22 protein-coding genes and 1 tRNA gene are annotated in these 22,724 nt (G+C 66.9%); 14 read left to right on the top strand and 9 right to left on the bottom strand.

What is annotated here, in order from left to right:
* Position 1: 1 nt before the first annotated feature.
* The 3 genes from ELI80_RS04070 to ELI80_RS04060 all read right to left on the bottom strand — a co-directional run bounded on the left by ELI80_RS04070 (position 2) and on the right by ELI80_RS04060 (position 3,561).
* On the bottom strand, positions 2-925 hold the full coding sequence (locus ELI80_RS04070; RefSeq protein ID WP_136649792.1) for an ABC transporter permease subunit: 924 nt from the start codon (positions 923-925) through the stop codon (positions 2-4).
* Between the two features lie 10 nt (positions 926-935).
* A complete protein-coding gene (gene oppB / locus ELI80_RS04065) occupies positions 936-1,853 on the bottom strand; it encodes an oligopeptide ABC transporter permease OppB (protein ID WP_136649745.1) in 918 nt (305 codons plus the stop codon).
* 97 nt (positions 1,854-1,950) lie between these two features.
* The gene (locus ELI80_RS04060; RefSeq protein ID WP_136649744.1) at positions 1,951-3,561 is read right to left on the bottom strand and encodes a peptide ABC transporter substrate-binding protein; all 1,611 of its coding nucleotides are present in this window, start codon (positions 3,559-3,561) and stop codon (positions 1,951-1,953) included.
* A 264-nt stretch (positions 3,562-3,825) separates the two neighbouring features.
* On the opposite strand from ELI80_RS04060, the gene ELI80_RS04055 reads away from it, so the two are divergent.
* The gene (locus tag ELI80_RS04055; RefSeq protein WP_438943054.1) at positions 3,826-5,793 is read left to right on the top strand and encodes a DEAD/DEAH box helicase; all 1,968 of its coding nucleotides are present in this window, start codon (positions 3,826-3,828) and stop codon (positions 5,791-5,793) included.
* Positions 5,794-5,914: 121 nt separating this feature from the next.
* Here ELI80_RS04055 and ELI80_RS04050 read toward each other — a convergent pair whose 3' ends face one another.
* The 5 genes from ELI80_RS04050 to ELI80_RS04030 are packed head-to-tail and all read right to left on the bottom strand — an operon-like array spanning position 5,915 to position 10,875.
* Positions 5,915-7,201, bottom strand: coding sequence for a TRAP transporter large permease (locus tag ELI80_RS04050; RefSeq protein WP_136649742.1), 1,287 nt, complete (start codon positions 7,199-7,201; stop codon positions 5,915-5,917).
* The gene (locus ELI80_RS04045; RefSeq protein WP_136649741.1) at positions 7,198-7,728 is read right to left on the bottom strand and encodes a TRAP transporter small permease; all 531 of its coding nucleotides are present in this window, start codon (positions 7,726-7,728) and stop codon (positions 7,198-7,200) included. Before ELI80_RS04045 ends, ELI80_RS04050 begins: the two co-directional genes overlap by 4 nt.
* A gap of 4 nt (positions 7,729-7,732) precedes the next feature.
* Positions 7,733-8,728: a TRAP transporter substrate-binding protein DctP gene (gene dctP, locus ELI80_RS04040; RefSeq protein ID WP_136649740.1), complete on the bottom strand. Its 996-nt coding sequence runs from the start codon at positions 8,726-8,728 to the stop codon at positions 7,733-7,735.
* A 33-nt stretch (positions 8,729-8,761) separates the two neighbouring features.
* Entirely contained in the window at positions 8,762-9,706 is a 945-nt protein-coding gene (locus tag ELI80_RS04035) for a hydroxymethylglutaryl-CoA lyase (RefSeq protein WP_136649739.1), read from the bottom strand.
* Entirely contained in the window at positions 9,703-10,875 is a 1,173-nt protein-coding gene (locus ELI80_RS04030) for a CaiB/BaiF CoA transferase family protein (protein ID WP_136649738.1), read from the bottom strand. Before ELI80_RS04030 ends, ELI80_RS04035 begins: the two co-directional genes overlap by 4 nt.
* 80 nt (positions 10,876-10,955) lie before the next feature.
* On the opposite strand from ELI80_RS04030, the gene ELI80_RS04025 reads away from it, so the two are divergent.
* From ELI80_RS04025 to ELI80_RS03960, 13 genes are all read left to right on the top strand, one after another.
* Complete coding sequence (locus ELI80_RS04025; protein WP_236641315.1) at positions 10,956-11,915, top strand: LysR family transcriptional regulator; 960 nt, start codon at positions 10,956-10,958, stop codon at positions 11,913-11,915.
* Positions 11,916-12,533: 618 nt separating this feature from the next.
* The gene (locus ELI80_RS04015; protein WP_136649737.1) at positions 12,534-13,832 is read left to right on the top strand and encodes a tyrosine-type recombinase/integrase; all 1,299 of its coding nucleotides are present in this window, start codon (positions 12,534-12,536) and stop codon (positions 13,830-13,832) included.
* Positions 13,829-14,521: a hypothetical protein gene (locus ELI80_RS04010; protein ID WP_136649736.1), complete on the top strand. Its 693-nt coding sequence runs from the start codon at positions 13,829-13,831 to the stop codon at positions 14,519-14,521. The genes ELI80_RS04015 and ELI80_RS04010 overlap by 4 nt, the downstream gene beginning before the upstream one ends.
* Positions 14,522-14,604: 83 nt before the next feature.
* The gene (locus tag ELI80_RS04005) at positions 14,605-14,814 is read left to right on the top strand and encodes a transcriptional regulator (RefSeq protein WP_136649735.1); all 210 of its coding nucleotides are present in this window, start codon (positions 14,605-14,607) and stop codon (positions 14,812-14,814) included.
* Complete coding sequence (locus ELI80_RS04000) at positions 14,814-15,026, top strand: hypothetical protein (RefSeq protein WP_136649734.1); 213 nt, start codon at positions 14,814-14,816, stop codon at positions 15,024-15,026. The genes ELI80_RS04005 and ELI80_RS04000 overlap by 1 nt, the downstream gene beginning before the upstream one ends.
* A gap of 104 nt (positions 15,027-15,130) precedes the next feature.
* Positions 15,131-15,691: a hypothetical protein gene (locus ELI80_RS03995; protein ID WP_136649733.1), complete on the top strand. Its 561-nt coding sequence runs from the start codon at positions 15,131-15,133 to the stop codon at positions 15,689-15,691.
* Positions 15,692-15,703: 12 nt separating this feature from the next.
* Entirely contained in the window at positions 15,704-15,991 is a 288-nt protein-coding gene (locus ELI80_RS03990; protein WP_136649732.1) for a hypothetical protein, read from the top strand.
* Positions 15,992-16,081: 90 nt separating this feature from the next.
* Positions 16,082-18,907: a hypothetical protein gene (locus ELI80_RS03985; RefSeq protein ID WP_136649731.1), complete on the top strand. Its 2,826-nt coding sequence runs from the start codon at positions 16,082-16,084 to the stop codon at positions 18,905-18,907.
* Between the two features lie 256 nt (positions 18,908-19,163).
* Complete coding sequence (locus ELI80_RS03980; protein WP_136649730.1) at positions 19,164-19,547, top strand: hypothetical protein; 384 nt, start codon at positions 19,164-19,166, stop codon at positions 19,545-19,547.
* Between the two features lie 52 nt (positions 19,548-19,599).
* Positions 19,600-20,682 (top strand): hypothetical protein, encoded by a 1,083-nt coding sequence (locus ELI80_RS03975; RefSeq protein WP_136649729.1) that lies wholly within the window; start codon positions 19,600-19,602, stop codon positions 20,680-20,682.
* Positions 20,683-20,738: 56 nt separating this feature from the next.
* Positions 20,739-21,083 carry a hypothetical protein gene (locus ELI80_RS03970; protein WP_136649728.1) on the top strand — a complete coding sequence of 115 codons (345 nt, stop codon included), beginning with the start codon at positions 20,739-20,741 and terminating at the stop codon, positions 21,081-21,083.
* A complete protein-coding gene (locus ELI80_RS03965) occupies positions 21,076-21,381 on the top strand; it encodes a hypothetical protein (RefSeq protein WP_136649727.1) in 306 nt (101 codons plus the stop codon). The genes ELI80_RS03970 and ELI80_RS03965 overlap by 8 nt, the downstream gene beginning before the upstream one ends.
* 93 nt (positions 21,382-21,474) lie before the next feature.
* Entirely contained in the window at positions 21,475-21,867 is a 393-nt protein-coding gene (locus ELI80_RS03960; protein WP_136649726.1) for a hypothetical protein, read from the top strand.
* A gap of 716 nt (positions 21,868-22,583) precedes the next feature.
* On the opposite strand, the gene ELI80_RS03955 is transcribed toward ELI80_RS03960, so the two are convergent.
* A tRNA-Asn gene (locus tag ELI80_RS03955) sits at positions 22,584-22,658 on the bottom strand.
* Positions 22,659-22,724 lie beyond the last annotated feature (66 nt).

Genomic DNA, 22,724 nt, shown 5'->3' with positions numbered 1-22,724 from the left:
CTCAGCGGTCCTTCGGGTCCAGCGCGTCGCGCAGGCCGTCGCCCACGAAGAAGAACGCGAACAGCGTGATCACGAAGAAGAACAGCGGGAAGGCCAGCTGCCACAGCGTGCCGTAGTTCATGGTCTTCGCCCCTTCGGAAATCAGCGCCCCCCACGAGGTCAGCGGCTCCTGCACGCCGAGGCCGAGGAAGGACATGAAGCTTTCCGTGAGGATCATCAGCGGGATCAGCAGCGTGGCATAGACGGCGACGACGCCCAGCAGGTTCGGGACGATATGGCGCAGGATGATGCGCCAGCCGGGAACGCCGGTGGCGCGCGCGGCCTCGATGTATTCGCGGTTCTTCAGCGTGAGCGTCTGGCCCCGCACGATCCGCGCCATGTCCAGCCACGAGATCAGCCCGATGCCAAGAAACAGCAGCCACATCGAGCGCCCGAACATCACCAGGAGCAGGATCAGCACGAACATGTAGGGGATCGACATCAGGATATCGACGGCCCGCATCATGATCTGGTCGGTGCGCCCGCCCGCGAAGCCCGAGATCGCGCCGTAGAGCGTCCCGACCACGACCGCGATCGCCGCGCCCACGATGCCCACCAGCAGCGACACGCGGGTGCCCTGCACGGTGCGGGCGAACAGGTCGCGGCCAAGCTCGTCGGTGCCGAAGTAATGCCCGCTCTCGATCGAGGGCTGGCCCTTCTCGGCCACCATCCCCATCACGTTGAAGTCGAGGTCCTCGTTGTTCCAGGCGGCGAGGTGCTGGCCGAACAGGCCGAACGCCAGCACCAGCATGAGGACGATCAGCCCCGCCACGGCGGCCTTGTTGCGAAGGAAGCGGCGGCGCGCGTCGGCCCACGGGCTGCGGCCCGCGACCTCCTGCGCCGCCATGTTGTCGCCCAGCCGTTCGATGGCTTCGCGGTCGATCATGGTCATGGCGTCAATACCTGATCTTGGGGTCGATCCACGCGTAGAGCACGTCGACCAGCAGGTTGAAGAAGATCGTCAGGGCGCCGACGAGGATCGTGATCCCCATCATCACGGCGTAATCGCGCGACAGGGCGGAATCGACGAAGCTGCGCCCGATCCCGCCAGTGGAAAAGTACATGTCCACGACGACCGAGCCGGTGATCATCGTGACGAACAGCGGCCCCAGATAGCTGATGACGGGCAGCATCGCGGGCTTCAGCGCGTGGCGCAGGATGACGGCGCTTTCGCTCAGGCCCTTGGCGCGGGCGGTGCGGATGTGGTTCGAGCCCAGCACCTCGAGCATGGACGACCGGGTCAGCCGCGCGATCGACGCCATGTGCGACAGCGTCAGCGCGATGATCGGCATGACCCAGTAGGGCCAGCCGCCCCAGCCGCCGCCCGGCAGCCAGCGCAGCCACAGCGTGAAGACCAGCACCAGGATCGGCGCGATGACGAAGTTCGGCAGCACCTGCGCGCCGATCGAGACGCCGACCGCCAGCGTGTCGACCCAGGAGTTGTGCCGGATCGCGGCGATGATCCCCAGGATCACGCCGAACAGCACCGAGAGCGAGAAGCCGATCGCGCCGTAGGTCAGCGTCACCGGGAAGCCCTGCGCGATGATGTCGTTCACCGACAGGTCGGGATAGACGAAGCTCGGCCCGAAGTCGAACCGGGTCAGGATGCCGACGATATAGGTCCACATCTGCACGGCCAGGGGCTGGTCCAGCCCGTACTTCGCGTCGAGGTTGGCCAGCACCTGCGGCGGCAGCGCGCGTTCCTGCGTGAACGGGCCGCCCGGGGCCGAATGCATCAGGACAAACGAAATGACGATCAGCAGCAGCAGCGTGGGGATCGCCACAGCCAGCCGCCGCAGGATAAATCCGAACATCTGGGACTCGCCTGGATGGGAACTGAAAAGGAATGACGACGGTCCGGGGGTGCGCGCGGCGCACACCCCGGACCGTCATTTCACGCCTAAACGAGCGTCACTGCTCGACGCGATAGAGATCCTTCGCGTACCAGTCGTTCATCGGGTTTTCCAGCGGAACGCCCTTGATCGCCGGGTTGCGCATGGCGACCGAGGCGTACTGGTAGACGAACACGGCGGGGACTTCCTCGGCGAGGATGGCCTCGGCCTTCCTGTAGTCCTCGGCCGGGTTCTCGGCGGTCTTCGAGTGGTCGAGCGCCGCGTCGTATTCGGCGTTCGCGAACCGGCCCTCGTTCTTCCCGGTCGAGCGGAAGTAGTCGAGGAAGGTCGACGGCTCGTTGTAGTCCGCGCACCACGCATAGCGCGCCACGTCGAAGTCCTGGTTCTGCATCTTGTCGGTGTGGACCTTCCACTCGACGTTGTTCAGCGTGATGTTGACGCCCAGCTGCTTGTAGAACTGCTGCGCCGCCACGGCGATCTTCTTGTGATCTTCCGAGGTGTTGTACTGCAGCGAAAGCTCCAGCGGCTTGTCGGGTCCGTAGCCGGCTTCGGCAAGGAGTTCCCTGGCCTTGGCGGTCCGCTCTTCCTGGGTCATTGCGGCATAGGGGTTTTCCGGCTCGACGAAGCCGTCCATCGCCCAGTGGGTCCAGGTCCAGGCGGGTTTCTGGCCGCCCTGCAGGATGTTGTTCACGACGATGTCGCGCTGCATCCCCAGCGCCAGCGCCTGCCGCACCCGCTTGTCCTTCAGCGCCTCGGGGCCCTTGTCGCTGAGGTTCAAGATGTAGGCGTAGGTGCAGGCCTTGGGCGACACGGTGGCCGCGTCCGGGTATTCCTTTTCAAGACGCGGATACTGGCCGGCCGGGATCTCGGAATAGTCCAGCTCGCCTGCCTGAAAGCGGGTCAGCGCGGCGTTCACGTCGTTGACGGTCGTGAACTTCAGGTCGGTCAGGATGGTGTTGGCGGCATCCCAGTAGTTGTCGTTCTTGCTCAGTGTCAGCTGCACGCCCAGGTCGTGGCTGTCCAGCTTGAAGGCGCCGTTGCCGACCAGCTTGCCGGGCTGGGTCCAGCTGTCGCCCTCGGCCTCGACCACCTTCTGCGGCACCGGGAACAGCGAGGAGTTGGTCAGCATCTTGAGGAAGTAGGGCGTCGGCGCCGACAGCGTCACCTCGACCGTGTGGTCGTCGACGGCGCGGATGCCCAGTTCCTCGGGGGACTTGGTGCCGGCGACGATCTCGGGGGCGTTCGCGATGTTGGCGAGTTCCGCGAACCAGGCGTATTCCGACGCGGTCGCCGGGTCGGCCAGGCGGCGCCAGGCGAAGACGAAGTCGTTCGCGGTGACCGGATCGCCGTTCGACCACTTCGCGTCACGCAGCTTGAAGGTGTACACCTTCTTGTCGTCGCTGACGGTCCAGCTTTCGGCCGCGCCCGGAATGATGGCGCCCTTGGCGTCCTGTCCGGTCAGGCCTTCGAACAGCTGGTTGATGACGTCCGACCCCTCGCGGTCGGTGTTCTTCTGCGGATCAAGCGTCTTGATCGCGTCGAGAAGCCAGTAGTTGTAGCTCTGCTGGGCGGCCAGCTTTTCGCCCGGGGCGGGCGTCGCGGCGACGGCGGTGACGGCAGGCAGCGCCATGCAGGCGGCCAGGGCCGTGGTCAGGAACAGCTTTGTCATGCAGGTTCTCCAATCTTGCGGGCGGCGCCTCGGGCGCCGGACTGCGGGCACGTTGACGCGAAATCCCGGATGCGTAAAGCGTGTTGAGGTTGTGGCCGCCACCCCGCCCGATGAGGACGCCGCGTCACTTGCGAAACAGTCCCTTGACGGCCTGCACGGCCTTGACCCGCGGCCTTCGCGCGTTCTAGGAACGTCCCTTGGCTCCGGAACACCGGGTCGGCGGGCATCTGGGGCCTGCCGCGACGGGTTGGCGCCTCCACACGGATGCGCGCATCCCTCTTCGCATTGGCAAGACACATGACCGAACCGACCGCCCACGGGATGATTCCCGCGCCGCTTGCTGCCGCCCTGAGGGAGCGCGGCTACGACGACCTCACCCCCGTGCAGCGTGCGGTCCTTGCGCCCGACGCGGCGGGGCGCGACCTGCTGGTCTCCGCCCAGACCGGGTCGGGCAAGACCGCCGCCTTCGGCCTTGCCATGGCGGCCGACATCCTGAACGGCGATGCGCTGCCCCTGCCCGGCCTTCCCGCCGCGCTGGTGATCGCGCCCACGCGCGAACTGGCGCTGCAGGTCGCGCGCGAGCTGGAATGGCTTTACGCCGGCGCCGAGATCGCCACCTGCGTCGGCGGCATGGACTACCGGACCGAGCGCCGGGCGCTGATCCGGGGCGCTCAGATCGTCGTGGGCACGCCCGGGCGCCTGCGCGACCACATCGACCGCGGCAGCCTGGACCTGTCCTTCGTGCGCGCCTGCGTGCTGGACGAGGCCGACGAGATGCTGGACCTCGGCTTCCGCGACGATCTGGAATTCATCCTGGGCGCCGCGCCCGCCGACCGGCGCACGCTGATGTTCTCGGCCACCGTGCCGCCCGCGATCGAGAAGCTGGCCCAGACGTTCCAGCGCGACGCGCTGCGGCTGGTCACGCAGGGCGAGGCGCGCCAGCACGGCGACATCGCCTATCGCGCGATCAGCGTGACGGCGCGCGACCGCGAGAACGCGATCTTCAACCTGCTGCGCCTGACCGAGGCCCGGACCGCGATCATCTTCTGCAAGACCCGCGCCAACGTGAACCACCTGCTCGCGCGGCTGGGCAACCGGGGCTTCGGCGCGGTGGCGCTGTCGGGCGAGCTCAGCCAGCAGGAACGCACCCACGCGCTGCAGGCGCTGCGGGACGGCCGCGCGCGCGTGTGCGTGGCGACCGACGTGGCCGCGCGCGGGATCGACCTGCCGGGGCTTGAGCTGGTGATCCACGCCGACCTGCCAACGAACCCTGAAACGCTGCTGCACCGGTCCGGCCGGACGGGCCGTGCCGGGGCGAAGGGGGTGTCGGCCCTGATCGTGACGCCCGCCGACTACAAGAAGGCGCAGCGGCTGCTGCAGGGCGCGAAGGTCACGGCCGAATGGGGCGCGCCGCCCTCGGCCGACGAGGTCCGGGCCGAGGACGACCGCCGGATGCTCGACGATCCGGTGCTCGCCGCCGGACCCGGCGACGAGGCGCAGGCGGCTGCCGCGCTGATCGAACGCTTCGGCGCCGACCACGTGGCCGCCGCCTTCATCCGCCTGTGGCGGGAGGGCCGCCCCGCCCCCGAGGAGCTGGCCGAGATCCCGGCAGCCCTGTCGGACCAGCCGGCGCGCCCGCGCGGCGAGTTCGGGGCCGCGACGTGGTTCTCGCTGTCGGTGGGCCACACGGGCCGGGCCGAGGCGCGGTGGCTTCTGCCGAAGATCTGCGAGGCGGGCGGCATCTCGCGCGACTCGATCGGCGCGATCCGCGTGCGGCAGGACGAGACATTCGTCCAGATCGCGGTCGCGGACGCACCCCGCTTCGGCGAGTTCGTCGAACTGGAGCCCGGCCTGACCATGCAGCGCATCGCGGGCGAGCCGGTGCTGGACCGCCCTGCCCCGAAATCCGGCAAGCCGGGCGGCAAACCGGCCGGGAAACCCTGGCCCCGCAAGGCTGCGGAACGCAGTCAGGGTGACGAGCGGGGCGAACGGGCCGATCGAGGCGACCGGGGCGACCGCCCGGCAAGGACGCGCGAAACGGCATCCTCAGGCTTCGGCGACCGCAAGACGAAGGGCGGCGCCGATGCGCAGCCCGCCGACCGACCGAAGCCCCGCAAGAAGGACGCGGCGGCGAATGCAGGCGCGCCGTCGACCCGGAAGCCCCGCGCGAACGGCAAGCCGCCCGCGCCTGCAGGAGCGGCGAAGCCGAAAGGCAGGCCGCCGCGGTTCTGAGGCGCGGGGTGCCGGAACCCGCCGGTTCCGGCAGCGCGGCGGTCTCCACTGCTTTTACAATGTCACCATCTGACAGGCCGGACCCTGAAGGGTCCGGCTTCAGGGTTGCGTCTTGGCGGGATCAGACCCCGAACCCCGCCGCCTGCGGCAGCCACAGCGACAATGCCGGGAACAGCCAGAAGACGAACAGCGCCCCGATCAGCAGCACGACATAGGGGGCCGCGCCGCGGATGATCTCGGACAGGCGCGCGCCGGATATGCCCTTGATCACGAACAGGTTCATCCCGACCGGGGGCGTGATCAGCGCCAGTTCCAGGTTGATGATCAGCAGGATTCCGTACCAGACCAGGTTGACGTCCAGCGCGATCAGCGTCGGCAGGATGATCGGTGTGGTGATCAGGATGATGGCGATGGTCTCGAGGAACATCCCCAGCACGAAGATCGCCACCATCACCGCGAACAGGAACCCTGTCTGGCCCAGGCCCATCTGCGTCACCGCCTCGATCAGCGCGTTGGGCAGCCGGATCAGGGTGATCGCGTGGCCGAAGACCCCGGCAGCCGCGATGATCATGAACAGCATCGCGGTGGTGTGCATCGTGTCCCAGAGGCACCCCATCAGGTCGCGCAGGCTGACGCCGCGATAGACCACCACCGCGACGAACAGGGCGTAAAGCGCCCCGATCCCGGCGGCCTCGGTCGCGGTGAACATGCCCAGGTAGATCCCGCCCAGGACGACGACCGGCATCATCACGGCCCAGAAGCTGTCCTTGAGCGACCGCAGTATCGCGCCCGTTCCCGGCCAGGGCTGGCGCTGGGTCTGGCCGTGGGCGCGGGCCTGGAACCAGCTGAACACCGCGAACATCAGCGCGATCAGCAGCCCGGGAACCACGCCCGCGAGGAACAGCGCCCCGATCGAGGCGTCCGAGACGACGGAATAGAGGATCATCGGCCCCGACGGCGGGATCAGGATGCCCAGCGTCCCGCCGGCGGCGATGATCCCGTAGGTGTCACGGGCGCGATAGCCGAAGCGCTGCATCTGCGGGATCGCGGTCGAGCCGATGGTCAGCGCGGTGGCGACCGACGAGCCCGAGATCGCCGCGAAGATCGTGCAGGACAGGATGGTGGCGAACCCCAGCCCGCCCGGCAGGTGGCCGACCATGCGGTTGGCCGTGGCGAACAGGTCGTCCACCACCTTCGCCTTGATCATCACGTGCGCCATGAAGGCGAACATCGGGATCGCCGCCAGCAGCGGGTTGTTCAGGCTGGCGAAGACCGCGTCGCCCATGGCGCCGATCTTGCCCTCGATGATCCACAGGACGCCCATCGAGGTCAGCCCGATGGCCGCAAAGATCGGCATGCCCGTCAGCAGCAGCACGATCAGCGCAAGGAAGGTCAGCGTGATGGTCATGCGCGCCTCGTCAGGATGGCCGCGATCTTCAGCGCAGCGACCAGCGCGAGCAGCGCGCCGCCGATCACGAGCGGCAACTGGACGATCCACATCGGCGTCCCGGTGTAGCCCGGCGAATAGATCCCGAAGGACCGTGAGAACGCCACCGTTTCCCAGCCGGTCCACGCCATCGCGACGGCGAAGACGATCACGGCGAGGTGGCCCACGACCGTCATCACCCGGCGCAGGGCGGGCGGGAACGCGCCCTCGACCACGTCGATGGCGATGTGCTCGCCGCGGCGGTGCGCCTCGGCGGCGCCGAACATCACCGCGGCGATGACCAGGAACCCGGTCAGTTCCTCGGCGCCCCGCAGCGGCGCGCCGAGGAAGTAGCGCCCGACGACGTTGACCGAGGTCACGACCAGCATCGCGACGACGCTCGCAACCGACAGAAGGCCGAAGCCCTGCGCCAGCAGCGCGGCCAGGCGCTCGACCCGGCCGCGCGGAGGCGGCGCGGGCGGGGTGTCGATCTCGGGGTCGGTCCGCATCGGCTTACTGCAGCTTCTGGACGAGACCCAGCAGCGTCTTGCCGTCCTCGCCGGCCTCGTCCGCGAACGCCGCGTTGAAGGCGGGCTGCATGGCGGCCTTGAACGCCTCGTTCTCCGCTTCGGTCGCGACGTGCACCTGCACGCCCTTGGCCGTCAGTTCGTCCGGCGCGGCGGCGGCCGCCGCCTGCGAGGCTTCCAGCGCCCAGCCCGACGCCTCTTCCCCTGCTTTCGCAAGCGCGGCCTTCGACTTGTCGGACAGCCCGTCATACCAGCCGGGGTTCACGTAGCCGTGCAGATAGGCGCCCAGCGCCGGGACCACGACGAAGTGGTCCTGCACCTCGTAGTACTTGCGCGACACGGCCGCCGCGATGTCGGTGATCGCCGCGTCGATGACCCCGGTCGCCAGACCCTGGTAGACCTCGGACCCCGGCATCGACACGGTGGTGGCGCCCATGGCGGTCAGCCCGGTGTCGAAGGCCGGTCCAAGCCCGCGCATCTTCACGCCCTTGAAATCGGCAGGCGTCTGCAGGAACTTGCCCTTGGAGGTGAAGACCGAGGTGTTGGTCTGGAACATCCACACGACGTTCTTGACACCCTTCTCGGCCAGCCTCTGGTCCAGCATCGCGGCGGCTTCCGAGGTCGGCCACTTCTCCCATGCCTCGATCGAGGACATGGTGTAGGGCCCGACCGTCACGTTCATCAGCGGCAGGGTCTTGCCCCACTGGAAGTTCAGCGAAAAGGCGCACTCGATGTCGCCCTTGGCGACGGCGAGGATGTTGTCGTTGGCCTTGACCAGGCTGTCGGCACCGAAGACCTGCACGTCCAGTTCGCCCTCGGACAGCTTCTCGACCTCGGCGGCCCACCGGTCGACGACCTTGGCGATGTGGTGCGCGGGCGGCAGCTGGTGGCTGCAGCGCATCTGCGTCGCGGCCTCGGCGGCGGTGACGCCGGCCGCGCCGAAGCTCGCGGTGGCCAGCAGGACGGCGATGAGTTTCTGCATTGCGATCTCCTCCCTTGTCGCAAATCCGGCGGGTCAGGCCCGCCAGTCCATGTTCCCCGGCGGTCCCGACCGGGCGATGCCGCCGTAGAGCGGTTCGTCCGGCATCTTGGCCCCGGCGACTGCCCGTGCCGCGACCAGCCCGGCCAAGTCGATGCCCGTCGCGAACCCCATCCGTTCGCACAGGTAGACCAGATCCTCCGTGACGATATTGCCGGTCGCGCCCGGCGCGAAGGGGCATCCTCCCAGCCCCCCCAGGGCCGCATCGATGACGCGCGCGCCATTGTCCAGCGCAGCGGCGGCGTTGGCAATGCCGGTGCCGCGCGTGTCGTGAAGATGGACGATGAACGGGCGGTCGCCGCAGAGCTTCGACATGGCGGCGCAAAGCGTCGCGACCTGCCGCGGCCCGGCATATCCCACGGTATCGGCGACGCCGACGATGTCGGCCCCTTCGGTCAGGCAGGCCTCGGCCAGCCGCAGCACCTCGGACGCGGGCACCTCGCCCGACAGCGAACATCCCAGCGCCATCGCGATCCCCGCGTTGACCAGCTTGTCCGGCGCCGCCGCGTCGCGGTCCCCGGCGGCGCGCGCGACCAGCGCCACCGAGTCCGCGCGCGAGCGGCGGATGTTGGCCTCGCTATGCGCCTCGGACGCCGAGACGACGCAGACCAGTTCCTTCGCGGGCGATGCCAGCGCAGCCTCGATGCCGCGTTCGTTCAGCGTCAGAACGGCCGAATGAAGCCCCTTTGCCGCGGCGGCATGGTTGAGGAGCTGCGGCAGGTCGGCGAACTGCGGGAACCGCGCGGCGGGCAGGAACGAGCCCAGCTCGAAATGGCAAAGCCCCGCGCGGTATTCACGATCCAGCCAGTCCAGCTTGCCGGCCGTCGTGGGAAACCGTTGCACCATCTGCAGCCCGTCGCGCAGCCCGACCTCGCGGATCGTCACGCGGTCTGCCGGATAGGCGTCGGCAAGTCGGCTCATGCGGCAAGTCCGCGTGCGGCCGCGATTTCATCCGCGCTGAGCCCGAGCCCGCCCAGCACGGCCTCTGTATCCTGACCGATCGCGGCCACGTCGCCGCCGCCGCTGACCATCCGCCCGTCCACCTCGAACGGCAGCGAGGGCGCGCGGAAGCTCTCTCCCGACGCCAGGGTGGACCGCGCGAGCCCGCCTTCGCGCAGGACATGCGGGTCGGACAGCATGTCCGAGGGACGGGCGATGGGCGAGAACGGGATCCCCATCGCCTCGAAATCGCGGCCCAGGTCGGCGGCCTGCCGGGTCGCGATCGCCGCGGCGACGACCGGGATGGTGCGGGCGCGAGCGTTGATCTGGTCCATCCGCTTCTGCAGGCCGGGATCGTCCAGCAGGTCGGTGAGACCCAGATAGCGGCAGAGCGCCACCCACTGTCCCTCGGTCACGGCGCCCACGAACACCTGCTGGCCGTCGGCGGTGGTGAAGATGTCATAGACGGGCCACGAGAAATCCCGTTCCGGCATCGGCGGCGGGTTCACGCCCTCGAGCTCGAACTGGACCATGTGCTGGGCGACCAGCAGCAGGCAGTTCTCGAACAGCCCGATGCGGATCGAGCGGCCCTTGCCTGTACGCCCGCGCTCCATCAGCGCGGCGACGACCGACAGCGCGCCGAACAGGCCACCCATGATGTCGTTGGCGGACGATCCGACCCGCAGGGGCCGCCCGCTGGGTCCGGTCATGTAGGCCAGCCCGGTCATCATCTGCACCACCTCGTCCAGCGCGGTGCGGTTCTCGTAGGGACCGGACAGGAACCCCTTGTGCGAGGCCAGCACAAGCCGCGGAAACCGTCGGCGCAGGTCCTCGGGATCGGCGCCCATCCGGGCCAGGGACTGGTAGCGGAAATTGTCCACGAACACGTCCGCGGTCGCCAGCAGGCGGTCGAGCGCCGCCTGCCCGGCCGCGGACCCGGTGTCGATCTGCACCGACCTCTTGCCGCGGTTGAACAGCGGGAAGAACGGCCGCCCCATGCCGGTCAGCGCCCGCGTCTTGTCGCCCTGCGGCGGTTCGACCTTGATGACCTCGGCCCCGAGGAACCCCAGGAACATCCCGCAGGACGGGCCCATGATCATGTGGCTCATCTCGACGACGCGAATGCCGGCAAGGGGGGCGAAATCAGTCATCTGGCTCCTCCGTTCTCCCGAAGCTAGCGGCGGGCGAGGTTGCGGAAAATTTCAGATTGTGGAAGGCTGCGTTCGAGGAAATGGAAACCGTGGACAGCCGCCAGCTTCGCTACTTCGCCGCGATCCATGACCTCGGCAGCCTGTCGGCCGCGGCCGATGCCGAACACGTCGCCGCCTCGGCGCTGAGCTATCATCTCTCGAACCTGGAAGCCGAGCTGGGCGTGCGCCTTTTCCAGCGCCGGCCGCGGGGACTGGAGCCTACTGCCGCGGGACGCCGGCTCTACACCCACGCCCGCGCGGTCCTGCGGGCGATGGAGGATGCCCGCGCCGATCTGTCCACCGCCCGCGAGAGCGTCTCGGGCGACGTGGCGGTGGGGCTGGCCTATTCGGCGGTGAAGGCGATCGGCCTGAGCCTCGCCACCCGGGTGCTGCGCGACTATCCGAGCCTGCGATTGTCGCTGACCGAAAGCCTGTCCGGCACCACCCTTCTGCACCTGCAGTCGGTGGATGTGGATCTCGCGCTGGTCTACAATCCGCCGGCCACGCCGCTTCTGTCCAGCATACCGCTTCTGGAAGAGCGGATGGTGCTCCTGGGCCGCCCCGAAGTCATCGGCACCAGCGCCGCGCCGATCACGGTCGAGGAAATCCTCGACCTGCCCATCATCCTGCTCCGCCAGGGTGTCTCTGCCCGCGCGCTGATGGAGGATACCGCGCTTCTGCGCAAACTCGAGGCGCGGGCGCTTTTGCAGATGAACTCGGTCCACGCGATCGGGGACGCGCTGGTCGCGGGGCTGGGCTGCGCCATCGGAACGGACCTGTTCATGCGCGAGCGGCTGCAGGCCGGCGACATCGTCAGCCGCGCGATCATCGAGCCGACGCTGCACCGGACGCTTTACCTCTGCCAGCTGACCGACCGCCCGCCGACGGTCGCCAGGGAAGTGATGCACGACCTGATCGTCGAGCTGGTCCGGCAGGCCGTGGCGGACGGCAGCTGGAAGGCCGAGGTGATCTACGGGCAGGAAGCGAGGCCGCGGGGGTGACGGTTGTTTGGCGGCCGTCCTGCGGTTGGGGAGAGGGATGCGGGGATCCGGGCGTGGAGGAGCAAAGGCGGTTCTTCAGCCGAAGGCCGGGACGGCCGGGGATCGAAATCGTCTTCGCTTAAGAAAGGGCTGAAACGACAGCTTCGACGTTCCGCGGCGGGATCGCGGTGGCTCGCTTACCGGAATGGTGTGCGGCAGGGTACGCCAAGATCAACATGACCAACGCCGCCGCGTCAAACGACCTGCCAGGTGCCGGTGGTTAGGCCACGCTGGCGCAGAGGCCAGTGACATGACGGGAGACGAGCGGTCAAGTCACGCGCAGCAGCTCGCCACGGTTTAGCTTATAGCGTTGATGAGGCTGAAGATTTGGCTCCGGCGGTAGGGATCGAACCTACGACCAATTGATTAACAGCCGGTTTTTGCCGCCCCTGCAAGCACCTGATCCGGTGACAAATCACCAACAAGCACCGCGAAAAGTTCTTCAATAACAGGACATACGGCGACGACCAATTGACAGTCGGCGACAGCGAGCGGCATAGTGATGCCACTGGAGCGGTGACAAATCCGGTGACAAACCGGCGGCGCCGCATCGACCCCTGACCAATAGGACGTTCGCCAATGCCCAAGCTGACCGATGGCACCCGCGGCACGATCGCCAAGGCGGAGGCGCCCGCGAAGGGCCAAAGATTCATCTTCGACGACCACCGCGACGCGCCCCGCGGCTTCGGGCTGCGCATCACGACCGCCGGCGGCAGGGCGTTCGTTCTCAACTACACCGTGGACGGGCGCGAGCGGCGCAAGACGATCGGACCCTGGCCGACGTGGAGCCTTGAGGCGGCGCGGGCAGAGGCGCACGACCTTCTGCGCGGCATAGCCAAGGGCAACGATCCGTTGGAGGAAAAGCGGCGTCGCAAGGCCGAGCCGACGATTGCCGATCTGGCCGAAGAATGGCTGCGGAAACATGCGAGCGGACTGCGATCCGAAAGCGCGATCCGCGCGCTGATCGAGAACGATCTGGTGCCGGCGATCGGCACCATGAAGGTTTCGGACGTGCGGCGCCGCGACGTGATCGACGTCATCGAAGCCAAAGCCGCGACCGCGCCGCGGCAGGCGGCACTTCTGCTAGGCCACGCCCGGCGCCTGATGGACTATGCGACGGATCGAGACTTCATCCCCGCCAATCCGCTGGCCGGGCTGAAACCCGCGTCCGTGAAAGTCGAGGGCCGCAAAGACCCGCTCCGCGCCGTTGTCCGGCAGCGCATCCTGGATCACGACGAAGTCCGCGCGTTTTGGACGGGCGTTGAGACCGCCGATCTGCACAAGCTGACGGCACTTGCATTAAAGCTGGTGCTGGTGACGGGCCAGCGGCCGGGCGAGGTTGCCGGGATGCACGAGCGAGAGATCAACGGCCGCGTCTGGACAATCCCCGCCGATCGCCGCGGCAAGACCGAGACGTCGCACACTGTCTGGCTGACCGACACGGCGCTGGAGATCGTGGCCGACGCTAGGGCCGAGATCGACCGCTTGCAGAGGCGCAGAGCCGCACCGTGGGCGGGCTTCATCTTCGAGGCAGTTCCGGGCCGGCCGATCACCAATGCCGCGCTGTGCCGCGCCGTGGATCGCGAGCACGAGGCGTTCGGAGCAAAGCAGGTGGCGCCTTGGGGGCGTTGGACCCCTCATGATCTGCGCCGCACGATGCGCACAGGGCTTTCGGCGTGTCGCGTTCGCCCGGATATTGCCGAGCTAACGATCGGACACACGAAGCGCGGGATCGTCGCGGTTTACGACCAGCACGGGTTTGACGACGAGCGCCGGGCCGCGATGCAGGCTTGGGAGGCGCGGTTGTCGCGGATCGTGGCGGGCGAGGTTGCCGACGAGCCGCGAGGCGAGGTTGTGATGCTGGAGGGGCGGGCATGAACGAGAGAGTGACGCCCGATTACAAAGCTCTGATCGCGATCATTGCTGAGGGGTGTGATGTCGATGCGGCGACTACAGATAGTGAGCTGAAGAAGCGGCTTAACTACTACTCAGTGAGGGCCAGTATTGCTGCGAGCCCCGGTTGGCCAAAACCGGCCGAAGTCGAAAGCAAGATCGAAGCCGTGCGGAAGGCCGCGCGGGCACTGCGACACAGCATTGAGGACTTGGACAACTTCACCAGGAGCGCGGTTAGGCGTTCGGCAAACAAGGCGCAGGAGCGGGCGATCGAGCGACTAACGGCGGCGGCGAAGGCAAACGACAGAGGAGAGATCGCAGCTGCCCAAGAAGATCTGGACAAGAGCATGAACGCCCCCGTCGAGGAGTGTATCGATTTTGCGCTCCTTTCCAGTCTCGACCAGTTCGAGGAAGCACTGACGAAACAGGGCGAGTTGGTTGTTTCGATTGCTCCTGTTGGAGCCGGACGCCCCAAGAACCTTGCAGCTTACCGTCTGGCCGAGGTCGCAGTGAAGGCCCACCTTGAGTTCACAGGGACTAAGCCAACCTTTTGGAACGGAGGCGAAACGCCGTTTAGTCGAATGCTGGATGCCTTGTTTCACGCGGCCGGCGTGAAGGCAGCTACCAGAAAGCCCTACGAGGCCGCTATGCTCAAATTCTGCCCGGATCGGTGATTTTAGGCATTTAGCCGCTCGACTGCCAATCCACGACACTGACCCCACGACAAGCGCAATCCCGCGCCAACGTGAGGCCAGCGATGACCATTCAGGACCTTATCAGCGAAGCCGACTATGCCGCACAGCGCGGTGTCTCGGCTCGCACGATCCAGCGCGAGCGCGCGCTTCGGATCGGACCGCCGTTTATCAAGATGGGCCGGCGCATCTTCTATCGTCCCGCGGCAATCGAAAGCTGGTTGCTCGCGAAAGAACAGGCGCAGCCGCGCGCGCCTAAGCGGGAGGTCGCATAATGACCGCCCCCGAAAAGAGCCTGCGCGCGCAGTTCCTCGCCAACGTGACCGCCGAAATCGAGGCGCGTTCGATGCGGACCCCGGCAATGACCGCGTTCCTGGAGCATGTCGCGCGCATGGACGACCGGACCTTCGAGGACACCGCCCTGCCGTTCATCGCCGGATCGGCGCGCGCGCGGATCGCGCGCGGCTGCGGCCAGCCGCAAGAATAACGAAACCCCACCGGACAGACGGCGGGGCTTCGCGGAAAGCTGTGGCGGCTTTCTTATGAGATAGCACACCGCCGCCGACCGGGCCAGACCCGAGAGGCTGAGCAATGACCAACACCCACAACCTGACGTCGGAAGACGGCTTCAACGCGGATGCGATCGTGGAGCCAATCCAGACCGCCCTGGAGGCCGCCCGCGAGGAAGCGCGCACCCTGAGCGACGATCAACTGGCGCGCGCCCTGCAATGCCTGCACACGCACAAGGATTGGCAACCGGACGCCCGGCTGATCCGCACCGTCGCTATCGCCGCGATCGAGCATATCCGCGCCGACCGGATGCGCCACCGGCTGCTGACACACTACGGGACGAAAGACCCGACCCGCTTCTGTCAGGTGGATAGCTGGTTCAACGGCGACGACATCACCGGCTGCGATGGCGACGGCGACGGCATGACGATCGGAGCCACCTGCGAGCTGATGCACGGCGCCGACGTGCGTGTCCTGATCCCTGACAGCATCCAGCGCGAGCCGGCGGAGTTCGCCCGCCTGGTCCGCAAGGTTGCCGACTGGATCGAGGGACCCGGCAACCTGGAGAGCGTGCGACGGATGCGGGCCGATCACGAGGCGCCCTGTCCGGCCGACTTCACCAACCCCGATCTGCCGTTCTGAGGGGTGCAGCACATGAAAAACGTTCTGCAAATTCCGTCCGACATCGGCGACCACTGCCGCGCGGCGGCGCAGGTTCTGTCACAGGAAAACGCCCGCCTTGGCGACCTGTGGGACATTTGGGCCGACGCCGATCCCGACCCGCAAAATGGCTATTATTGGATGGTAAAGATTGACCATCTCGAGATTACGCGGCTGCGCCGGCACATCGGCCAGATTGCGGAGTTCCTCGACTGGATCGCTGACCACGGCGAGCACGGCCAGCCCGTCGATCGCGAGGAGGCCGGCGATGACCGCGGTTGAGCTACTGCGCATCACGCGCCTGTCGCATCGGTTCGGGCTGTCCCTTCCCCAAGCCGCCCTGGTTGCGGGCCTGTTCTGGGAGGGCGCGGCATGACTGTGGCGCTTTCCATCCTCACCGCCGAACGCCCGGCGCGCATCAGCAAGGCGTTCCGCCTGATCGACGGCACGCTCGACAAGCAACCCGGCGGCGTCCTGACGCGCGGCCGTGTCGAGGTCCGCAGGATCGAGGGCCTGGACGATCTGGCCGCGATCCTTTCGACCCTGACACCCGCGCAGGCGCTGACCTACGGCATCCCGCCCGAGGGCGCCGCGCGCATCCTGACCCGCGAGGCGTTCGAGAAGGCCGGACGTCCCGGCGGCTGGACGTCCCGCACCAATGACGCGTTCCGCTGGCCCGACGGCGCCGGCGTCCTGATGCTCGACCACGACCCCGGCAAAGAGCACGAGGCGCTGGACCGTGAGGCGCTGGTTGCCACGATCCGCGAGGCCGCACCCGGCTTGGCCGACGCGGCGCTGCTATGGCTCCCGTCGGCATCGTCCTGCATCTGGCATGGCGATCGCGAGCTGCGCGGCATCGCCGGACAACGGCTGTGGACCGTGGCGGCGGATGCGTCCGACATTCCCCGCGCCGGGAAGGTGCTGGTCGATCGGCTGTGGCTCGCCGGGCACGGCTGGTTTGAGGTCAGCAAATCCGGTGCGTTGCTGGAGCGCACGCTGATCGACGCGTCCGTCTGGCAATCGTCGCGCTTGGACTTCGCAGGCGGCGCGCAGTGTGGCGACGGACTGGAGCAACGACGGGGTGAGCCTGTCCGCATCGAAGGTGCGGCCGAGATCATCGACACCGCCGCTGCGCTGCCAGATCTAACCACCGCCGAGCGCACGAAACTGGCCGAGATCAAGGCCGCCGCCCGAGCCGCGATCAAGGGCGAGGCCGAAGCAGTCCGCGACGGCTGGATCAACGATCGCGTGGACGAGATGACCGCCAAGGCAGGCGACGACCCCGAGGCGATCGAGCGGGCGCAGACCACCGCACGCCGGGCGCTGGACCACGCGGTTCTTGCGGGCGACTTCATCCTCCACATCGAAGTTGCTACGCGCGTCGAGCCAGTCACGGTTGGCGAGGTTCTGGACAACCGCCTGCGCTGGCACGGGCTTGTGTGCCGCGACCCGATCGAACCGGACTATGACGGCAACCGGCTGGTCGGGCGGTTGTATCTGATGCAGTCGCGCCCGGCCCTGCACAGCTTCGCGCATGGCGGCACGACATACCGCCTGCATCGAACGCCCGCCACGGTTCAGGTTCTCGCCGGCGGTACCGACCGCGCCGTTGATGCAACGATCGACCTGTTGCGGGCCGATCCACTGTCGTTCGACTTCGGCGGCGCGCTTGCGACCGTCGAGGGCGGCAAGGTTCACCCGCTGGATGCGGACGGGCTGGCCTATCACCTGGGCGGCATCGCCGCGTTCGAGAAGTGGGACGGCCGGGCCGAGGCGTTCCGTCCCTGCGATCCGCCGCAGCCGCTGGTCCGGCAGTTGCTGGCGCTGGGCGAGCGGCGCAAGCTGAAGCGGCTGGAAGCTGTCGTGACCGCGCCGACGATCCGGTTGGACGGTTCCGTTCTCGACCGGCCCGGCTACGACGACGCAACGGGGCTGTTGCTGGATCTTCGGCCCACGGGACTGCCCCGCGTGATCGATCGGCCGACAGTGCAGGAGGCACGGCACGCGCTGACCGTGCTGCTGGAGCCGTTCACGGCGTTTCCGTTCGTGGACCCGGCGGCGCGCGGGGCGTTGCTGGCGGCGCTGCTGACGGCCGTTGTGCGGCCGGTCCTGCCCACCGCGCCGGCGTTCGGTTTTGACGCGCCGGTCCAAGGTTCGGGCAAGACCTTGCTGGCGCAATGCGTGGGCGCGCTGATCGAGGGTGCACCGCCTGACGTCTGGCCGCACACGCACAACGCCCGAGACGACGAGGAAACCCGCAAGCGGCTGTTCACGGCGCTGCGGACGGGATCGCGGGCGCTGATCTGGGACAACATCACCGGCACGTTCGACAGCGCCGCAATGGCCGCGTTCATCACCGCACCCGCGATGATCGACCGGGTGCTCGGCAAGTCCGAAGCGATCCGCGTTCCGAACCGCGCGCTGCTGATCCTGACTGGCAACAATCTCGCGCTGGCAGGAGACATGCCGCGCCGTGTGCTGATTTGCCGGATCGACCCGCAGACGTCGGAGCCGTTTGCCCGGCAGTTCGACCTGGACCCGCTGGCGCACTGTCTTGACCGGCGCGAGGACATGGTCGCGGCCGCCTGCACCCTGATCCGTGCGCGGTTCACGCACATGACCCAACCCGCGCCCGGGCGGCTGGCGAGCTTCGAGGCATGGGATGACCTGGTCCGGCAGACGGTTGTTTGGTGCGACGTCATGCTTGACCCGTTCCAGTTCGGCGACCCGATGGACCTGATCCGAGAGGCGCAGGCGGCCGACCCCGAGGGCGACGCGCTGTTCGCCCTGCTGGACGCCCTGCGTGATCGGTTCGACCGGTACGAGTTTAGCAGCAAGGAAGTGCTGGCAGCGATGCAGGCAACGATCGATCGATCCCCGATCGAGAGTGCGCTTCTGGACATTGCAGGGGAAAAGGCGGTTCGGACGGCTGTCGGCCTAGGTCGGGTGCTCAAGTTCCGCGAGGGCCGGATCGTGCACGGGTTGCGGCTGTTCGGACGCGCGGACAGCGGCCGAGGCGTTCGCATGTTCAGGATCGACGCCGATAATACGGGGATAACGGGGATACCGGGGATAATCCCCTATCCGCACGGAAACTGTCAGAGTGACAAATCTAAAGAGGGGGCGAAAATCACCCCGCTATCCCCGTTATCCCCGGCACACGATCCGGACGTCTGCAACCCGGATACGTGGAGATGATCTGGTCCCGATCCCGGCACGTGCGGTTCGCCGAGGACCAGCGGCCAACATATCCGCGATCTTCTAAGGGGGGGCATGTCCGAGACTGTCGGGCAACGAACCCGGCGGACCGGCCCCTTTCCCACGCAGGGATTAAATTCTCCTGTTTGATTTTGCAGCCTGCGCACCCACTGCTTGAAGGGCTGTTTGCAAGGTGCAGCCGGCGGTGCGCACCCCTGCGAATGCGCGCCCGCCGCGCACAAGCGGGGGCGACCCCGTGACAACCAGCAACGAACGCGATCGTGTCGTTGCCGAACTGTCCGTGATGATCGCGGGACTGGAAAACCTGCGGCGGCGCGCGAGCGGACTGATCCTTTCGCTGGGCGCCGACCTGGACAGAGACAGCTCTGTCACGACGATTGCCGCTCAGCTGCACGCGACTTGCATCGAGCGCAAGCATCCGGTGACGGGTGACGGCTGGACGAACGAAAAGGCTGCCGCCGACTTGATCGGCATCGCACCGTCTACGCTACGCGGGTGGCGCGATTACGACAGCCCGCTGACATTCCGAAAGCTGCATTCCGGCAGCGTGCAGTATTCACTGATCGGCCTTGCCAATTACCTCTCGGGACTGCCCAAGAACGGCGCTGAAACACGCTGAAACGCGCTGGCCGTTGCCGTGATCTGCATCCTTTGCGGGCGTATATTTACCCATGAAGATCATCCTTGGAGTTCCAATCATGGACAAAGTGAATATGCGCACGGCATCGCGCGACGTGGAGCGCGCGGCATTCGCGGCGTTCAAGGCCGGTGCCGACTCTCGGTATAGCCACGCCCTCCCCGACCCCGTCGCAAAGGCGCGCGAGTTGTGGCCCGGCGATCAAGGCCCGCTGGTGGTTCTTGGCAAGAGCGCGGTCATGCCGCTGACCACTGCCGACGTTCCTGCACCGTCCATTGTTGCCAACCCAATGGCTGGTTTTTTCGGCTCGCTCGACCAATCGGCAGGCGCCCGTCTGATCCGCGCCGGCACGGTCTTGGACCTGTCAGGTTTCGCGACTGCGACGATACCCTATTCGACCGAACCTGCCACGGCCGCGCCCTGGGTGGCCGAGGGAAAGCCGATCCCCGTTCGCGACTATTCCTTCGCGGCGGCGACTGTCGGTCCGGTGAAGAAGGCAGCACTGTTAACCGTCCACACCCGTGAAGCGGGTCGGGCGGCCTATGCCGAAGCGGCGTTTACAGCCCTTCTGAAACGAGACGCGGCGCGGTCCTTGGACGCTGCAATCTTCGCCAACACCGCCGCTACCACAAGTGCTTCCGCTGGGTTGCTGCATGGCGTGACCCCGCTGCCCGCAACGGTTGCCGACACGCTCGAGGACATGATGATACAGGATTTGGCTAACCTTGCCTCCGTTGTCACGACAGCCGGTGGCCACGACGTGGTGTTTGTCGCCGCGCCGCAACAAGCTGCCGCGGCAGCGATCCGCAAGCCCGAGTTGGCTGCGCGCATCTGGCCGTCCCCCGCACTCGCGGCCGGCACCGTAGTCGCGCTCGACCCCGCCGCGTTCGTGTCGGGCTTCGATCCCTTGCCGGTGATCGACTCCAGTGCCGACACGGTCGTGCACATGGAAGATGACACGCCCGCTCAAATCGGGAGTGCCGGTGACCCGCCAGTTGCCGCCGCCCCGGCACGTTCCATGTTCCAGACCGACACCGTAGCGGTTCGCCTGATCTTCGAGATGGCCTTTGCGCTAGGTGCCCCGACCATTGCCACCGTGGAGCGCGTAAGATGGTGACCCCGACAGCCGCCCGCCAAAGGGCCGAGTCGGTCCTGGCGAGGGTGGAGCACACGTTGAACACGCCGCGCGCCCAAGGCGAGCTGCATCGGCCCGCAGGTGAACCCAACGAGTCCTTCGAGCAATGGCAGGAGCGCAAGCGCGCAGAAGCGGAAGTGAGCGCCGGACCCACTCGGGCGACTGTGCCAGTCTACCGCAATTCGCTACTGGCGATGACCGACGCGCAGGTTGTGGCAATGCTCGGCGGGATTGCCCGCGAACTAAGGCGCGAGATGCTGGACGAGATCACGACACTTGCCAACCTGTTCGCTGATCTGGAAGCACGCACCGCTAGACTGGCGACGCTGGTGGCCGAGACGGAGCTTCGCATCAGAAAAATGGAAGGCGGGTCCGATGGATGAAATGTCAGCCCAGACTCGCGCGCTTGCGGTTTGCTTCGAAGTTGTCGCCGCGGACTTCGGCCGGCGATGCCACGAAGCAGGAGCTGCGGGCAAACCCCTTGCCGAAGTCTACGAGCGCGCCAAGACCTTCCCTAACCAGGTGATGAGCGAAGTTGCTATCAACCTGGACACATACGCTGGGGCTGTCAGGGCGGCTGAGTCGGCCGCTTCCCGAGATGAAGCAGTCACGCTGGCCGCGCGCGTGAGCGCTTGGGCGAACGACCTGCTGTGCAACACCGACGCGCAGCTGCTGCCGTGACGGGGGGGCGATTGCGACCAGGGCGCCATCGACGGCAGGACCGGCGGCCTCAACTTCTGCACGCATCCACAATTCAGGAATTGGGACTGACCCATGCCACGCGCCCGCACACCGCTTGCGAAAGCCATCCTGACCGGCGCCGACCGCAAGAATCCTCAACGGTATCGCGGACGATCCGGCCCGGTCCTAAGCGGTCGCTCGATCGGGCGGGCGCCGACCTACCTGTCGGGCGCTGCGCGGACAGCGTGGCGTGAGTTCGCGGCCGAGTTGCCGTGGTTGGTGCATGAGGATCGCCCGATCGTGGAGCTTGCGTGCGAGCTACGGGGGCGCCTGGCGGACAGCGGGGGCGAGGTCACGGCGGCAATGCTGGGCGCGTATCGAAGCGCGCTGATCAGCTTGGGCGCAACGCCGATTGATAGGGCGCGCGTCGCCATTGGGGCGGACGATAACGGTGACGATCCGTTCGCCACATTCGACCGAGCATGAGCAAGCAACTTACCAAGCAGAGGCGCTGTATGCACGCCGATGATCGTCGATATCTTGTCTCAACCCTAGCGATCGCCTTCGCTTTCTTCAGCTTGGGGTTTTCTGTTGCAGCCAAGTGGACCTACGAGTTGCCCCCGTCGGCCCACTGCCAATCTACCTTTAGCCGGTTCGGATCGAATGGTCCGTGAGCATAGAGCCGAAGGTACATGGTAGGCCGGGGGAGATGTGGCGCTTCGGATCTGATCGCTTGCTCGCCCGCGGCCCCGATGGTTCTGCTTTCGCTTATGCACCGACGCGCCTCGGCAACGGGCAGTTGGTGCTTAAGCTGCGGATCGTAATCAGGTCCGTCAAATGCCGCGTCATGAGGTAGGAGGAGAGCGGATCTACCTGTGTACCGATAGCGCACGACCCGCACTGCTATCGGCTCGAAGTTTCGCGCCGTCACAACGATGCTAACCCAACCGGGATGAGAGGACATAGCGTCCGCTTGGACCTCAAAGACGGGCGGTTTCCGCTTCATCCCCTCTCGGGTAAGCCGAGCCACGACGTGCCCGCTGTAGCCCTGCCACGCGGCGAACAAGGCGCTCACCAGCGAGATCAGAATTGCAACATCACCCTTATCCATCACCGTGTGACAAATCCGGTGACAAGCATCAGCGCGTCATGAATAGAACCTCGCGAGCGGCCGCTCAGCTGCTTGATATAGCGAGGTATTTTGGCTCCGGCGGTAGGGATCGAACCTACGACCAATTGATTAACAGTCAACTGCTCTACCGCTGAGCTACGCCGGAACACGGGGGGCGATGTAGCACCGGGTTTCGGGGGCGTCCAGTGCCATGCGACAAAAATCTGTCGGG

Origin of the sequence: Paracoccus aeridis, assembly GCF_004923205.2 — a bacterium.
GTDB classification, from domain to species: Bacteria; Pseudomonadota; Alphaproteobacteria; order Rhodobacterales; family Rhodobacteraceae; genus Paracoccus; species Paracoccus aeridis.
The sequence above is the reverse complement of the archived record's forward strand: the minus strand, read 5'-3'. Positions and strand labels throughout refer to the sequence as shown.

What these genes read in the sequence shown, in the direction of transcription:
- ELI80_RS04070 (WP_136649792.1), bottom strand. Translation starts at nt 925, where the DNA reads ATGATCGACCGCGAAGCCATCGAACGGCTGGGCGACAACATGGCGGCG.
- oppB (WP_136649745.1), bottom strand. Translation starts at nt 1,853, where the DNA reads ATGTTCGGATTTATCCTGCGGCGGCTGGCTGTGGCGATCCCCACGCTG.
- ELI80_RS04060 (WP_136649744.1), bottom strand. Translation starts at nt 3,561, where the DNA reads ATGACAAAGCTGTTCCTGACCACGGCCCTGGCCGCCTGCATGGCGCTG.
- ELI80_RS04055 (WP_438943054.1), top strand. Translation starts at nt 3,826, where the DNA reads ATGCGCGCATCCCTCTTCGCATTGGCAAGACACATGACCGAACCGACC.
- ELI80_RS04050 (WP_136649742.1), bottom strand. Translation starts at nt 7,201, where the DNA reads ATGACCATCACGCTGACCTTCCTTGCGCTGATCGTGCTGCTGCTGACG.
- ELI80_RS04045 (WP_136649741.1), bottom strand. Translation starts at nt 7,728, where the DNA reads ATGCGGACCGACCCCGAGATCGACACCCCGCCCGCGCCGCCTCCGCGC.
- dctP (WP_136649740.1), bottom strand. Translation starts at nt 8,728, where the DNA reads ATGCAGAAACTCATCGCCGTCCTGCTGGCCACCGCGAGCTTCGGCGCG.
- ELI80_RS04035 (WP_136649739.1), bottom strand. Translation starts at nt 9,706, where the DNA reads ATGAGCCGACTTGCCGACGCCTATCCGGCAGACCGCGTGACGATCCGC.
- ELI80_RS04030 (WP_136649738.1), bottom strand. Translation starts at nt 10,875, where the DNA reads ATGACTGATTTCGCCCCCCTTGCCGGCATTCGCGTCGTCGAGATGAGC.
- ELI80_RS04025 (WP_236641315.1), top strand. Translation starts at nt 10,956, where the DNA reads ATGGAAACCGTGGACAGCCGCCAGCTTCGCTACTTCGCCGCGATCCAT.
- ELI80_RS04015 (WP_136649737.1), top strand. Translation starts at nt 12,534, where the DNA reads ATGCCCAAGCTGACCGATGGCACCCGCGGCACGATCGCCAAGGCGGAG.
- ELI80_RS04010 (WP_136649736.1), top strand. Translation starts at nt 13,829, where the DNA reads ATGAACGAGAGAGTGACGCCCGATTACAAAGCTCTGATCGCGATCATT.
- ELI80_RS04005 (WP_136649735.1), top strand. Translation starts at nt 14,605, where the DNA reads ATGACCATTCAGGACCTTATCAGCGAAGCCGACTATGCCGCACAGCGC.
- ELI80_RS04000 (WP_136649734.1), top strand. Translation starts at nt 14,814, where the DNA reads ATGACCGCCCCCGAAAAGAGCCTGCGCGCGCAGTTCCTCGCCAACGTG.
- ELI80_RS03995 (WP_136649733.1), top strand. Translation starts at nt 15,131, where the DNA reads ATGACCAACACCCACAACCTGACGTCGGAAGACGGCTTCAACGCGGAT.
- ELI80_RS03990 (WP_136649732.1), top strand. Translation starts at nt 15,704, where the DNA reads ATGAAAAACGTTCTGCAAATTCCGTCCGACATCGGCGACCACTGCCGC.
- ELI80_RS03985 (WP_136649731.1), top strand. Translation starts at nt 16,082, where the DNA reads ATGACTGTGGCGCTTTCCATCCTCACCGCCGAACGCCCGGCGCGCATC.
- ELI80_RS03975 (WP_136649729.1), top strand. Translation starts at nt 19,600, where the DNA reads ATGAAGATCATCCTTGGAGTTCCAATCATGGACAAAGTGAATATGCGC.
- ELI80_RS03965 (WP_136649727.1), top strand. Translation starts at nt 21,076, where the DNA reads ATGGATGAAATGTCAGCCCAGACTCGCGCGCTTGCGGTTTGCTTCGAA.
- ELI80_RS03960 (WP_136649726.1), top strand. Translation starts at nt 21,475, where the DNA reads ATGCCACGCGCCCGCACACCGCTTGCGAAAGCCATCCTGACCGGCGCC.